At 60.0% G+C, this 13,879-nt stretch carries 11 protein-coding genes; 2 read left to right on the top strand and 9 right to left on the bottom strand.

Annotated elements, in window-relative coordinates; translation table 11 throughout:
* Positions 1–58 precede the first annotated feature (58 nt).
* From panC to thpR, 8 genes are all read right to left on the bottom strand, one after another.
* Positions 59–919, bottom strand: coding sequence for a pantoate--beta-alanine ligase (gene panC, locus ACEQFP_RS02830; RefSeq protein ID WP_035597832.1), 861 nt, complete (start codon positions 917–919; stop codon positions 59–61).
* Between the two features lie 58 nt (positions 920–977).
* On the bottom strand, positions 978–1,772 hold the full coding sequence (gene panB, locus ACEQFP_RS02835; protein WP_005282805.1) for a 3-methyl-2-oxobutanoate hydroxymethyltransferase: 795 nt from the start codon (positions 1,770–1,772) through the stop codon (positions 978–980).
* Between the two features lie 276 nt (positions 1,773–2,048).
* On the bottom strand, positions 2,049–2,561 hold the full coding sequence (gene folK / locus ACEQFP_RS02840; RefSeq protein WP_005282807.1) for a 2-amino-4-hydroxy-6-hydroxymethyldihydropteridine diphosphokinase: 513 nt from the start codon (positions 2,559–2,561) through the stop codon (positions 2,049–2,051).
* Complete coding sequence (pcnB, locus tag ACEQFP_RS02845; protein ID WP_206536023.1) at positions 2,558–3,964, bottom strand: polynucleotide adenylyltransferase PcnB; 1,407 nt, start codon at positions 3,962–3,964, stop codon at positions 2,558–2,560. The genes folK and pcnB overlap by 4 nt, the downstream gene beginning before the upstream one ends.
* A 139-nt stretch (positions 3,965–4,103) precedes the next feature.
* The gene (gene gluQRS, locus ACEQFP_RS02850; protein WP_370546954.1) at positions 4,104–5,045 is read right to left on the bottom strand and encodes a tRNA glutamyl-Q(34) synthetase GluQRS; all 942 of its coding nucleotides are present in this window, start codon (positions 5,043–5,045) and stop codon (positions 4,104–4,106) included.
* 107 nt (positions 5,046–5,152) lie between these two features.
* Entirely contained in the window at positions 5,153–5,608 is a 456-nt protein-coding gene (gene dksA / locus ACEQFP_RS02855; RefSeq protein WP_005282810.1) for an RNA polymerase-binding protein DksA, read from the bottom strand.
* Between the two features lie 183 nt (positions 5,609–5,791).
* Positions 5,792–6,496, bottom strand: coding sequence for a DNA/RNA nuclease SfsA (sfsA, locus tag ACEQFP_RS02860; protein ID WP_370546953.1), 705 nt, complete (start codon positions 6,494–6,496; stop codon positions 5,792–5,794).
* Positions 6,497–6,511: 15 nt separating this feature from the next.
* Positions 6,512–7,051, bottom strand: coding sequence for an RNA 2',3'-cyclic phosphodiesterase (thpR, locus tag ACEQFP_RS02865; RefSeq protein ID WP_005282812.1), 540 nt, complete (start codon positions 7,049–7,051; stop codon positions 6,512–6,514).
* A gap of 131 nt (positions 7,052–7,182) precedes the next feature.
* Here thpR and hrpB point away from each other — a divergent pair, with 131 nt between their 5' ends.
* Both hrpB and mrcB read left to right on the top strand, forming a co-directional pair.
* A complete protein-coding gene (gene hrpB / locus ACEQFP_RS02870) occupies positions 7,183–9,618 on the top strand; it encodes an ATP-dependent helicase HrpB (protein ID WP_370546952.1) in 2,436 nt (811 codons plus the stop codon).
* An 84-nt stretch (positions 9,619–9,702) separates the two neighbouring features.
* Positions 9,703–12,189, top strand: coding sequence for a bifunctional glycosyl transferase/transpeptidase (gene mrcB, locus ACEQFP_RS02875; RefSeq protein ID WP_005282816.1), 2,487 nt, complete (start codon positions 9,703–9,705; stop codon positions 12,187–12,189).
* 62 nt (positions 12,190–12,251) lie between these two features.
* Here the strand turns inward: mrcB and ACEQFP_RS02880 are convergent, their stop codons facing one another.
* On the bottom strand, positions 12,252–13,415 hold the full coding sequence (locus tag ACEQFP_RS02880; protein WP_370546951.1) for a porin: 1,164 nt from the start codon (positions 13,413–13,415) through the stop codon (positions 12,252–12,254).
* Between the last annotated feature and the right edge of the window lie 464 nt (positions 13,416–13,879).

Below are 13,879 nucleotides of genomic sequence, written 5' to 3' on the forward strand. Positions count from 1 at the left end.
GTATAGACGGTTTACGTCATGGTTGCGCATTTTGCCGTCGCTGTCTAGCCGTTACGCATTATGCGTCGGCACTAAACGCAACGCGGACGTTATCGATCAGGCGTGCCTGGCCCAACCAGGCGGCCATTAATATGATCGCCGAGCGGGTGTCCAGCGTCACCTCACCGAGGGTATCCGCGTCACGAATGAATAGAACGTCGGGGCGGAAGCCCGCTTGGCGCAGGCGGCCAGCGGTCTGTTCTAGCAGCTCATCCAGATTGCGCTCGCCATTTTCTAGCTGGGTGGCCAGCTGCATCATGATGTTATATAAGCGTGGGGCGAGGCGGCGTTCATCGCTGTCGAGGTAGCCGTTACGCGAGCTCAGCGCCAGGCCATCCTCGCCGCGGACGATCGGCACGCCGACGATCTCGATACCGTAACCCAGATCCGCCACCAGCTTGCGGATCAGTTGGAGCTGCTGATAATCCTTCTCGCCGAAGCAGGCCAGATCCGGCTGCACCAGGTTAAATAGCTTGCTGACGATGGTGGCGACGCCGCGGAAGTGGCCCGGGCGGCTCTCACCCTCGAGGATGGTGGAGAGGGCGGGGACATCGACATAGGTCTGTTGCCCGACACCCTGCGGGTAGATCTCGTCGGCGGCCGGGGCGAAGACCAGATCCACGCCGTTGCGGTTGAGCTTTTCGCAGTCCTCTTGCAGGGTGCGTGGGTAACGCGCCAGATCGTCGGGGCGATCGAACTGCATGGGATTGACGAATACCGATACGATCACCACATCGGCCCGGGCGCGCGCCTCGCGTACCAGCGTCATGTGCCCTTCATGCAGGTTTCCCATGGTCGGGACCAGCGCAATACGTTTCCCCTCCTGGCGCCAGCGGCGTACTTCGCGGCGCAACAGCGGGATAGTCTCGATAATCAGCACAGCTTGTTCTCCAGCAGATAAAAGGGGCGGTCCGTGGAGCCGCCCGACAGGATCTTGCTCAGTTAAAGGTATGTTCGTCGGCGGGGAATTGCCCCTGCTCGACGGCGTCGACGTAACGGCGCACCGCCGCGCGGATGTCACCGCCGTCGGCCAGGAAATTCTTCACGAAGCTGGGCATGCGCCCGCTGCTGATCCCCAGGGCGTCATGCATCACCAGGATCTGGCCGTCGGTCTCTCGGCCAGCACCGATGCCGATGACCGGGATACGTAGTGCCTGCGTGATGGTCTTGGCGACCACGGACGGGACGCACTCCAAGACCAGCAATTGGGCTCCGGCTCCTTCCAGCGCCAAGGCATCGGACAATAACTGGTCAGCCGTATCCTGATCGCGTCCTTGTATGCGGTAGCCGCCGAGAATATTGACGGACTGGGGCTGTAGCCCGAGATGGCCGCATACCGGCACCGCCCGCTCGGTCAGCATCCGCACGGTATCGCTTAACCAGGCGCCGCCTTCCAGCTTGACCAGGTTCGCCCCGGCGCGCATCAGTTCGGCGGCGTTGGCGCAAGCCAGCTCCGGGGTGGCATAAGACATGAAGGGCATGTCGGCCATCAATAGGCAGTTTGGCGCGCCACGGCGTACCGCTCGGGTGTGGTAGGCGATGTCCGCCACCGTCACCGGCAGGGTGGTGTCATACCCTTGTAGGGTCATCCCCAGAGAGTCTCCGACCAGCATCACATCGATGCCCTGCTCGGCGAATAGCCGGGCGAAGCTGGCATCGTATGCGGTGATCGTAGCGAACTTATGCTTGTCCTGCTTGTACTTGCGCAGGCGTGATAGCGTGGTTGGCGTCATCACTGTCTCCCATTGTCGACCGGCCAATGACCGGGCAAATAAAGTTGGGCGCTACGCTGTCATCGCATCCGGCAGCGTTCGCCATGGTGTACGGCTCCGTCGCAGACGGACACCCTGCTGGCGTATTCTACTGCAAGAAAAACGATTGCGGTGGAGATGAGATCAAGCAAATACATCACATCGTGTTTTGTTTTGGCGTCGAGAGCGGAGCCGAGGAGGGGGCGCGTCGGGAAGATCGTGGGCATAGCCCGCGCCGTCAGGCGGCGGGCCGAGGGATCAGGTCGCTGGCGTGGCGTCATCCTGGGCGGGCAACACCTGGAGATCTCCGGCATCAGCGAGACGCGCGATGGCCGCACGCAGTGTCCCTCCCGTGGGGAGACAGAGGTCGGGGGCGATCTCGGCTAACGGGACCAGCATGAAGCTGCGATTCAACAGGTCATAGTGCGGCACGATCAGCCGTTCGCTGGCGATCACCTGATTACCGAACAGCATGATGTCGATATCCAGGGTACGCGGCCCCCAACGTTCGGCCTTACGCTCGCGACCATGCGCGAGCTCGATGCGTTGAGTGCAATCCAGCAGTGCCTCCGCCGTCAGCGTGGTATCCAGCGCGACGGCGGCATTGACATAATCCGGCTGATCCTGCGGCCCGAGCGGGCGGGTGCGATACAGCGAGGAGACCGCCACGAACTGGCAGTCTGGCAGTGCCGCCAGTGCCTGAACGGCCTGACGCACCTGGTGACGCGGATCGGCCAGATTGCTGCCCAATGCCAGATAGACGCGGGTCATGCGCCGCTTCCCTCGCGGCGAGGCGCGCGACGACGTGGTCGACGACGACGACGGGCGCCGGCATTGCTGTCACCCTCATCATCCAGCGTGTTGACCATGGCCTTCTGCTGCGAGGCGCTGGCGAGTTGGAAGGAGCCCCACCACTCGGCCAGACGTTGCAGCTCGGCGCTCCGCTCGGCTTCGGCGCGCAGCGCCAACAGATCGTAGGCGGCGCGAAACTTGGGTTGCTCCAACAACTTGTGGGCCCGCTTGCCCTGACGGCGTGATAGGCGCAGTTGTAAGGTCCAGATATCGCGGATCAGCGCGGTGATGCGTTTGGGGATCGCCAGGGAACGGCATTGCTCGTCCAGAATGTCGTTCATCGCCAGGGCGAAGGCATCGTGATAGGTCAACCCGCCCTCCTGGGTGATCTTCTGCGCCAACTCGATCAGCGGATACCACAGCATGGCGGCGAACAGGAACGCCGGATTGACGCGCATGTCGTTCTGGAGGCGGTGATCGGTATTCTTCAGCACCTGCGCCAGGATGTTCTCCATCGGGCTGTCGCCGTTGGGGGTAAAGTGGCGGCAGATCACCGGAAACAGCGGTTGGAACAGCTGGTATTCACGCAGCTTGAGATAGGTCTCATAGCCATAGCCCGCTTGCAACAGTTTCAGCGCCTCCTCGAACAGGCGAGCCGCCGGGATGTCGCGCAGCAGCGGCGCCAGGCGGGCGATCGGCGCGGCGGTCTCTGGGCTGATATCCATCCGTAGCTTGGCGGCAAAACGCACCGCGCGCAGCATGCGTACCGGATCCTCGCGGTAACGCGTCTCGGGATCGCCGATCAGGCGGATCAGGCCGGCCCGCAGATCGTTGAGGCCGCCGGTATAGTCACGTACCGTGAAGTCGGCCACGCTGTAGTACAGGCTGTTAATGGTGAAGTCGCGGCGTTGAGCGTCTTCTTCGATGTTGCCGTAGACGTTATCGCGCAGCAGCATGCCGTTCTTACCCTGCTGGGAGATATTCTTGCCCTCATCGGCGTGTTCGTGATGACCCCGGAAGGTGGCCACTTCGATGATCTCCGGGCCGAACATGACGTGGGCCAGACGAAAGCGGCGTCCGACCAGGCGACAATTGCGGAATAACTTACGCACTTGTTCCGGAGTGGCGTTGGTGGTCACGTCGAAATCTTTCGGGCGCTTGCCCAACAGGAGATCGCGTACACCGCCGCCGACCAAGTAGGCGTCGAAGCCTGATTTATTCAGGCGATACAGAACTTTCAGCGCATTTTCGCTGATCTGCTGGCGTGAGATCGTGTGTTGATCGCGCGGGATCACGCTCAGATGGGAAGATTCCTGCTCCGGTGCGCTGTCCGCCTCGCGGTTTAACACTCTACGGCAAAAGTTGGCGACTCGGGTAAAAATGGTACACCTCGATAGTGTCTGGTAAATCGCTCCGTCATCGCTCGGGTGGTCGTGTAGCTACACGGGCCGACAGGCCCATTCCGGGCATCCCGCAGGCGATGGGGCATGATATGCAGAAAAATAAGCGGCTAATCATAGCTCACGGAGGGGAATTTGAGAATGGTGCAGACGGAATCGTTGTCGGCATTGTGGCATTCAGCGGCACATTTTCCAGGCGCCAGGCCGCGACGGCATGAGCTAATAGCGCCTCGGTGGACACATCGCGCAGCGCCACCGGATGCGGTTGGCCGAGGAAGGCCAGGGCCTGCAACAGCAACGGACGGGGATCATCCAACGGGATCGGTTGAGCATGATTCTGCTTGGAGAGCTTATTCCCCTGGTTGTTGAGCGCCAATGGTAGATGCAGGTAGGCCGGCTCTTTCCAGTCTAACTGGCGATACAAGGCGATCTGGCGCACCGTCGGCTCGATCAGATCGGCACCCCGCACGATCTCGTTGACGCCTTGCTGGTGGTCATCCACCACCACCGCCAAGTTATAGGCGAACAACCCATCCTTGCGGTGGATGATGAAGTCCTCGCGAGCCAACGCCGCGTCGGCATCGATCCAGCCACGCAGTTGGTCGTAGAAGCGGTAGACCGGTTGGGTCTGGTGCAGGCGTAACGCTGCCTGCTGTGGCCCGAGGCCTCGCGTGCGACAGTGGCCGTCATAGACGCCGCCCAACGCGTGAATGCGTTGGCGGGTACAGGTGCAGTAGTAGGCCAGGCCTTGCTGATGCAGACGCGCGAGGATGGCGCGGTAAGCCTCATGGCGCTGTGACTGATACAACACCTCGCCATCCCAATGGAGGCCATAGTGCTCCAAGGTGCGTAGGATGCGTCCGGCGGCGCCGGGGACTTCGCGGGGGGGATCGATGTCTTCGATGCGAACCAGCCAACGGCCACCACAGGCGCGAGCGCGCAGGTAGCTACCGAGAGCGGCAATCAGGGAACCAAAGTGCAGATCGCCAGAGGGAGAAGGCGCGAAGCGGCCTACATAGCCTGGCTGAATAGATTGAGAATATGACATTTTTTGCAACGGCATACGCGCCGGAAAAACTCCCGGATCGTCAATGCGCACTCCGCCAGCCAATCGGTGATTAGCCAGCGGAGCGCCAGGATAAAACACCGGCTGATGGTGTTTCGGCGGGGTTAGCCCGCCATCTGTTTTTCGCGAATTTCGGCCAGCGTCTTACAGTCGATGCACAGATCGGCGGTCGGACGCGCTTCTAGGCGGCGGATACCGATCTCGACGCCACAGGATTCACAGAAACCGAAGTCGTCATCTTCGATTTTCTGCAGTGTCTTCTCGATTTTTTTGATCAGCTTACGCTCGCGATCGCGGTTACGCAGTTCCAGGCTAAACTCCTCTTCCTGGGTCGCGCGGTCGGCGGGATCCGGGAAGTTGGCAGCCTCTTCCTGCATATGGGATACGGTACGATCCACTTCGTCCCTGAGCTGGTTACGCCATGCCTCAAGAATTCGCTTGAAGTGCGCCAACTGGGCTTCGTTCATGTACTCTTCGCCCGGTTTTTCTTGATACGGCTCCACCCCAGCAATGGCGAGAATGCTCAAGGACGACGGTTTACGGTTTTGCCCTTCTTGCATGCTGCTTCTCCTAATAACACGCATTAGCGATCCCCAAATGGGGGAAAAAATCAGGCCGCTATAAATAACAGATGCGGTAGAGGTTGGCAATTATTCCTGCCTACGGCTTGACAAGGGTGTGAAGGGCGGCGTATTTAGCCGCGTTTCCCCCTTTTCAGCGCGATTCTCCGTTCGATAGCCCCCTTACGACTCGAACGGTAGCGGCTGCGTCAAGGTGATGCCGCCCGGCGTTATCCGTGCCGTGTAACAGATCACTTCTACCCCGAGATCGCTTGCTTGGGCCAATAATTGCGCATAGTGAGCATCGATGTGGCGGGCCGCCCGTACACGCTCGATGCCGCTGTGCAGCACGGCGAAAAACAGCACCGCGCGTGCACCACTCTGCACCTGTTGCTGCAACTCACGCAGATGCTTCTGCCCACGGGTACTGACCGCGTCGGGAAAGTATCCGCACCCCTGTTGCAGCAGGGTGACCGACTTCACCTCAATATAGCAGTCGGGGCGCTCCTCCGCCTGTAATAACAAGTCGATGCGGCTATTTTCTGTACCGTAACGCACCTCGCTGCGTATTTTTGTGTAACCGGACAATTCCACGATGCGTTGCTGGGCGATCGCCTCGTGAACTAAGGCGTTGGCGCGTTGGGTATTGACACAGATCCACGCCCCCGTCTGGCTCTCGGTCAGCTCCCAGGTCGAGGGATACTTACGCCGTGGATTATCCGACGTGGAGTACCACACCGTGTCGCCCGGCGTGGCGCAGCCCGTCATGGCGCCGGTATTGGCGCAGTGTAGCGTGAAGATCTGGCCGTCGGGGCGACGTACATCGGCCAGGAAACGTTTGTAACGTTTGATCAGGGGGGCGGATTGTAGGGGCGCGGTGAACTGCATAAGGCTTCCTGTCGGTTATTCTGCGGCGGTGTGGCGTAGTAGGGGCCAACTGGCCAGTGATTGATAGTGGGTCCGTCCCTGAATGCGCTGTGAGCGGAAGAGGGCAAACTGTGTGATCTCAACCTGCCAATGGAAATTAGCCGGAGGAATGGCGACCGGCTGGTAGGCGTGGCGCAGCAGGGTAATGTGCGGGTGAAAGGGTAAGGTGCTTTGTTGGCAGCCGCAGCGTGCCGCTTGCGAGCGCAGCAGTTCGGCCAATTGAATTAATCCACGCGGAGCTCGGCGTAGCCCGAGCCATACCACGCCAGCACGCGGCCACTGTCCGGCATCATCCAGCGTTAGGCTAAAGGGGGCCTGGCGAATACGTTCGGCTCCGGCGATGAGTTGCCGCTGTTGCGCCGGTCCGACGTCGCCGAGAAAGGCCAGGGTGAGGTGCAGGTTAGCGGCGGCGATCGGTCGCCCTGCCTCGGCTGGAAAGTGCTGGGCACGCCATTGGATGAGCGATTGCTGTAGCGTCGCCGGCAGGGCGAGGGCGAAAAAAAGGCGTTGCGACATGATGGTTTCCCGTTAACGGCATCGCCCGATGCTACAATGCGCGGCAGTAATTGTTAATAGGTGTGAGGGGGCGTCGCCAGGTGGTGAGCACGCCATTTGCCTCACTCCCCCAGAAGAGAGTGGAGTTCCGCGTGTCCTTATTACCCGTCGCAGCCGTCTTGCCCGAGTTACTCGCCGCCTTGCAATCGGCTCCTCAGGTGCTGCTTAACGCCCCGACCGGGGCGGGTAAATCTACCTGGCTGCCATTGCAGCTATTGCGCCATCCGGCGCTGGACGGACGCATCATCATGTTGGAGCCACGGCGATTGGCCGCGCGCAGTGTGGCGCATCGTCTGGCGCAGCAGCTGGGTGAGCCGCTGGGCGAGACGGTCGGTTACCGTATGCGTGGCGAGAATCGCGTAGGGCCGAACACCCGCCTGGAGGTGGTGACGGAAGGCGTGTTGACCCGCATGCTGCAGCGTGATGCGATGCTGGACGGAGTGGCGCTGGTGATCCTGGACGAGTTCCATGAGCGCAGCCTGCAGGCGGATCTGGCCTTGGCCTTATTGCTCGATGTACAGGCCGGACTACGCGACGATCTCCGCCTGCTGATCATGTCGGCGACCCTCGATGACGCCCGTCTGCGTACGCTGTTGCCTGCTGCACCGACGATCGTCTCCGCCGGGCGCAGTTACCCGGTGACGCGTCATTATCATCCCGTCTCGCCCCATGAGCGTATCGAGCAGGCCGCGGCGAACGCAGTGTTAAGCCTGATGAACCGTGAGTCCGGCTCGTTACTCCTATTTTTGCCCGGCGTCGGCGAGATCCGTCGTTGTGCGGCATTGTTGCAGGAGAGCGTGGCGGCGGATACCGATATCTGTCCGCTGTATGGCGCCCTATCGCTGGCCGAGCAGCAGCGCGCCATCGATCCCGCCCCCGAGGGGCGGCGTAAGATCGTGCTGGCGACCAATATCGCTGAGACCAGTCTGACCATCGATGGTATCCGTCTGGTGGTCGACAGCACCTTGGAGCGCACCAGTCAGTTTGACGTACGCAGTGGCTTGACGCGCCTGGTCACCCAACGGGCCAGTCAGGCGGCGATGACCCAGCGCGCCGGGCGCGCCGGACGTCTGTGCGCGGGGATCTGTTGGCACCTGGTGTCGGCGGAGCAGGCGGAGCGAGCCAGCGACTACGCGCAGGCGGAGATCTTGCGTAGCGATCTCAGCATGCTATGGCTGGATCTGCTCAATTGGGGATGCCGCGATGCCGGGCAGCTCGCCTGGTTGGATACGCCGCCAAGCGCGGCAGTGGGGGCGGCGCAACGTCTGCTCCAACAGTTGGGCGCCTTAGACGCCCAGGGCGCATTGAGTCCCTTGGGGCGGGAGATGGCGCGCGCCGGTAGCGAACCACGCCTGGCGGCGATGCTGTGCGCCGCGCGGGAGGCCGGCGATGCGGCATTGGCCTGTGCCGCCTTATTGGCGGCGATCATCGAAGAACCACCGCGTCAGGGGAGTCGTGATCTCCGTCAGGCGCTGTACCACCCATTACCGCACTGGCGTCAGCGCGCGGCTCAGTTGGTGAAGCGTCTCGGTGGACGAACGGCGGCGGCGGATCTTGATGCGGCGGCGTTGTGGCTGGCGCATGCTTACCCCGATCGTATTGCCGCGGCCCGCGGCCAGGATGGACGCTATCTGTTAGCGAATGGTCTGGGGGCGGCGTTGGAGGCGGATGATCCCTTAGGGCGCATGCCGGGCGTGATCGCCGCCAGCCTGTTGCAGGGGGCGGCCGGTGGCGAGGCGCGTATTCTACTGGCGTTGCCCTGCGATATCGACCAGTTGGCGTGCCAATTGCCCCAGCTGGTCAGCGAGGAGACCGGGGTCGAATGGGACGAGGCTAAGGGCACGCTACGTGCCTGGCGCCGCGTCCAACTGGGACGCCTGGTGTTGCGTGCTCAGCCATTAGCGCGCCCCGATGAGGTGACGCTGGCGCAGGCGCTGTTGGAGTGGGTCCGCGCACAGGGGATCGCGGCGCTAGGTTGGGACGAGGCGGCGACACAGCTGCGTCTACGCCTGAGTTGTGCCCGGCAATGGTTAGCGGAGCAGAATTGGCCAGCGGTGGATGACGACAGTCTGTTGGCGTCGCTGGAGCAGTGGTTGCTCCCGTCGCTACACGGAGTGCGGGATCTGCGCGCCTTACGCCAGATCGATCTGGCGGCGGCGCTGCTGCGCCTACTCGACTGGAACACGCGTCAGCGGCTGGATAGTGAGCTGCCGACTCATTACACTGTGCCGACTGGATCGCGCCTGGCGATCCGCTACTTTAGCGATAAGCCGCCGGTGTTGGCGGTGCGCCTGCAGGAGATGTTCGGCGAACGCGAGAGTCCGCGCATCGCCCAGGGGCGGGTGGCCTTGGTATTGGAGTTGCTGTCACCCGCGCAGCGCCCCTTGCAGATCACCCGCGATCTGGCGGGATTCTGGCAAGGCGCCTATCGTGAAGTACAGAAAGAGATGAAGGGGCGCTATCCCAAGCACGTCTGGCCGGATGATCCGGCCAACGCACAGCCAACGAGGCGTACCAAACGGCATTAAATTCAGAGCTTTCCCCTGTCATCGGCGGGGGAGATGCGCGCACATTAGGCGGTTTACGCCATAGCACAGCCGGAGAAACAGGATATGTCTGGGGACGATCGCCAGCCAATCGGGCGTAAAGGAAAAAAACGAGCTCCCTTGCCGCCGCGCAAGGAGCCCTCTCGCCGTCGCCGCCGTTACCAGGAGGATGACTATGACGAGGATGATGAGGCGCTCGATGAGCGCGATAACGATGAGTATGACGATGACGAGGATAATGTGGCGCGCAAACAGCTAAAACGTTCACGCCGACGCCGCGTGTTGTGGCTACTATTCCGCTTGGCGCTGGTGGCACTGGTGGTAATCGGCGCCTACGGCGTCTATCTCGATCAGCAGATCCGCAGCCGTATCGACGGTAAGGTCTGGCAGCTGCCGGCGGCGGTGTATGGCCGGATGGTGAGCCTCGAACCGGGGATGAACTACAGCAAGAAAGAGATGGTTAACCTGCTGGAAGGTATGCAGTACCGAGAGGTTAACCGCATCACGCGTCCCGGCGAGTTCACCGTGGCGGGCAACAGCATCGACATGTTGCGCCGTCCTTTCGACTTCCCCGATGGTAAGGAGGGGCAGATCCATGCTCGCCTGCTGTTTGACGCCAGTGGCTTGAGCGAAATTATCAACCTGGAGAATAAACGCCAGTTTGGTTTCTTCCGTCTCGACCCTCGGCTGATCACCATGCTGCAATCGCCCAACGGCGAGCAGCGTCTGTTCGTGCCGCGCGATGGTTTCCCGACGCTGTTGGTCGATACCCTGCTGGCGACAGAGGATCGTCATTTCTACCAGCACGACGGTATCAGCCTCTACTCCATTGGCCGTGCGTTGTTGGCTAACCTGACCGCCGGGCGCACGGTGCAGGGGGGCAGCACGCTGACGCAACAGTTGGTCAAGAACCTGTTCCTGAGCAACGAGCGCTCCTTGTGGCGTAAGGCGAACGAGGCCTATATGGCGTTGATCCTCGACTATCGCTACAGCAAGGATCGCATCCTCGAGCTATACCTCAACGAGGTCTATCTCGGCCAGAGCGGCAACGATCAGATCCGCGGCTTCCCGCTGGCGAGCCTCTACTACTTTGGTCGTCCGGTGGAGGAGTTGAGCCTGGATCAGCAGGCGTTGTTGGTTGGCATGGTTAAAGGTGCCTCGCTGTATAACCCGTGGCGTAATCCCAAGCTGGCGTTAGAGCGACGCAATGTGGTGCTGCATCTGTTGCTGGAGCAGAAGATCATCGATCAGGATCTGTACAACATGCTCAGCGCTCGCCCGCTCGGCGTACAGCCGAAGGGCGGGGTGATCTCGCCGCAACCGGCCTTTATGCAGTTGGTGCGTCAGGAGTTGCAGGCCAAGCTGGGCGACAAGGTACAGGATCTCTCCGGCGTGAAGATCTTTACCACCCTCGATCCGGTGTCGCAGGATGCGGCAGAGAAGGCGGTCGAGGCCGGTATTCCAGCGCTACGCGCCGCGCGGCATCTGGATGATCTGGAGGCGGCGATGGTGGTGGTCGACCGCTTCAGCGGCGAGGTACGCGCCATGGTGGGCGGTGCCCAGACGCAGTTCGCTGGCTTTAACCGCGCGATGGATGCCCGCCGCTTGATCGGCTCGCTGGCGAAGCCGCCAACCTATCTGACGGCGTTGGGTGAGCCGGACCAGTATCGTCTCAATACGCCGTTACAGGATCAGCCGCTGTCGATCAAACTCTCCAACGGCACCTATTGGGAGCCGAAGAACTACGATCGCCAGTATCGTGGCCAGGTGATGTTGATGTCGGCGTTAGCGCAATCCCTCAACGTGCCGACGGTGAACCTGGGGATGGCTTTGGGACTGGATAAGATCAGTGCGACCTGGCAGCTGTTGGGGGTACCGAAGGCGGTTATCGATCCGGTCCCGGCGATGCTGTTGGGGGCCATTAACCTGACCCCGATGGAGGTGGCGCAGGCTTATCAGACCATCGCCGCCGGTGGTAATCGGGCGACCCTGTCGGCGCTGCGCTCGGTCATCGCCGAGGATGGCACGGTGCTGTACCAGAGTCTGCCACAGGCGCAGAGCGTGGTGGCGCCGCAGGCCGCCTACCTGACGCTGTACGCGATGCAGCAAGGGGTGGTGAGTGGGACTTCGCGCTCGCTGGCGGGTAAGTTTGGCCGTTATCATCTGGCGGCCAAGACTGGGACCACGAACGATCTGCGTGATAGCTGGTTCGCCGGTATCGATGGCAAAGAGGTAGCGATCACCTGGGTTGGGCGCGACAATAATGGCCCCTCCAAGTTGACCGGGGCCAGTGGCGCCTTGACGCTGTATCGCCGCTATCTGGAGAACCAGACACCGCTGGCGCTGGATCTGGTGCCGCCGCAAGGGATTAGCATGGTGGGTATCGATGCCGCCGGTAACTTCCAGTGCGGCAGCGCACAGACCATTCCGGTCTGGAGCGACGATCCGCAGGCGTTGTGCCGTGCGCCGGCGACACCGGCCTCGGGTAGCGCGCCGGCACAGAGTGGTGATGGCGTGGCTAGCTGGATCAAGGAGATGTTCGGCAGTAATTGAGCCGCCGTGCGACGTACTAGAAAGGGCCTCCGATGGGAGGCCCTTTTTGATGGCATACCGGATCAGAAGCGGTACTTCAGGCCCAGACCGAGGATGTTGTCGGTAGGGACGCCATTGGTTCGCGTGAACTCGCTGTCATCCAGCAGGTTTATCTTGTAGTCGATATAGGTCACCATATTCTTGTTCAGATTATACTCGGCACCGATATCGACATAGTTGACCAGGTCGCCGTCGGTAACGCGGTCGTCTGCCGTTTGCAGATCGATGCCGCGTGAGTAGAGGTAACCGATGGAGGGGCGCAGTCCAAAGTCGAACTGATACTGGGCGACCACCTCGAAGTTTTGCGTCTTATTGGCGGTCTGCTTATAGTCCTCTCCCCAAGGTGTCATGTTGTGCGTCTCGGCATACATGGCGGCCAGGTAGAGCGAATTAGCATCATACTTGACCCCGAGCGTCCAGACCTCTGCCCGCTCACCATTCGCGCCGCTGGCGCCGCTCGACTGGTAGAAGCTGCGATCCGATCCGCTGTAGGCCGCGGCCAGCGATACCCCGAACTCGCTGTCGTAGCTGACGGATAAGCCGACGCCGTCGCCGTTATCTTTATTGGCGCTGGCCTCTTTACGGTTTTGGGTGCCGGTTTGCTCGACGATTTCGATCTTGCCGGTGGCTGGATTTTCCCGCTCAATAGTACCCGAACCTTCATTTTTTCCTTGGTATTGCAGGGCAAAGTTTAACCCCTCGAGCAGACCGAAGAAGTCGCTGTTACGGTAGGTCACCAGGTTGTTGGCACGACCGTTCATAAAGTTGTCATTGAAGGTGTAGCTGTCGCCGCCGAAGATCGGCATCATATCGGTATAGGCCTCGACATCGTAGACCACGCCGAAGTTGCGCCCATAATCCAGGCTGCCGACGTTGTTGAGCTTAAAGCCGGCGAAGGCGATACGGGTCTTCCCTCCTTGGTCTCCCTCGATGCTGCTGGCATTGGCCTGAAATTCCCATTGACCATAACCGGACAGGTTTTCGCTAATCTGGGTCTCGCCGAGGAAGCCGATACGGGCGTAGGTGTCATTCCCCTTGTCATCTTTCGCGTTGGCGAAGAAGAAGCGGGTATTGACCTGACCATATAGCTCCAGTTTATTGCCATCCTTGTTATACATCTCTGCCGCGTTCACGCTACCCATCGCCAACAGGGCGGGAATAACCACTGCAAGGTATTTATATTTCATATCATATCCTTGATATACATAATCAATTATTATGGGGAAGGTTTATAATGAAACGGGTCGTAACCAAGGGCAGAATAATCGCACGACACTAAAAATGGCACGATTGCTCACTATAAACTTATTACACGATGTGATTTTTCCTGACTTCGTTATGAGTAGATTGATTATTTTTAATAATTAATCTGATAATCGATTTTAAATATAAATAAAATATAATTTTTATATCTTTTAGTGTTGTGGGTTAGATCTGGGTATTGATTTTTATTTATTGATTTTATTGTGTTTTATTTATCACGACGCTGACTTATATTGTATTTTTATTCTCTCGTTTTTATTTATTTTTATCGCTTCGCTTATTTGCTGGATATGATCATAGCTAATGCGGATTTGAATGATTGATGAGATTTTTACTTTAAATCATGGCGTCTTAAATAAAAATATCATGGCGATGAAAATGGAGTGGA

It is taken from the genome of Edwardsiella sp. A.80236 (genome assembly GCF_044540725.1).
In the GTDB taxonomy this organism is placed as follows: Bacteria; Pseudomonadota; Gammaproteobacteria; order Enterobacterales; family Enterobacteriaceae; genus Edwardsiella; species Edwardsiella tarda.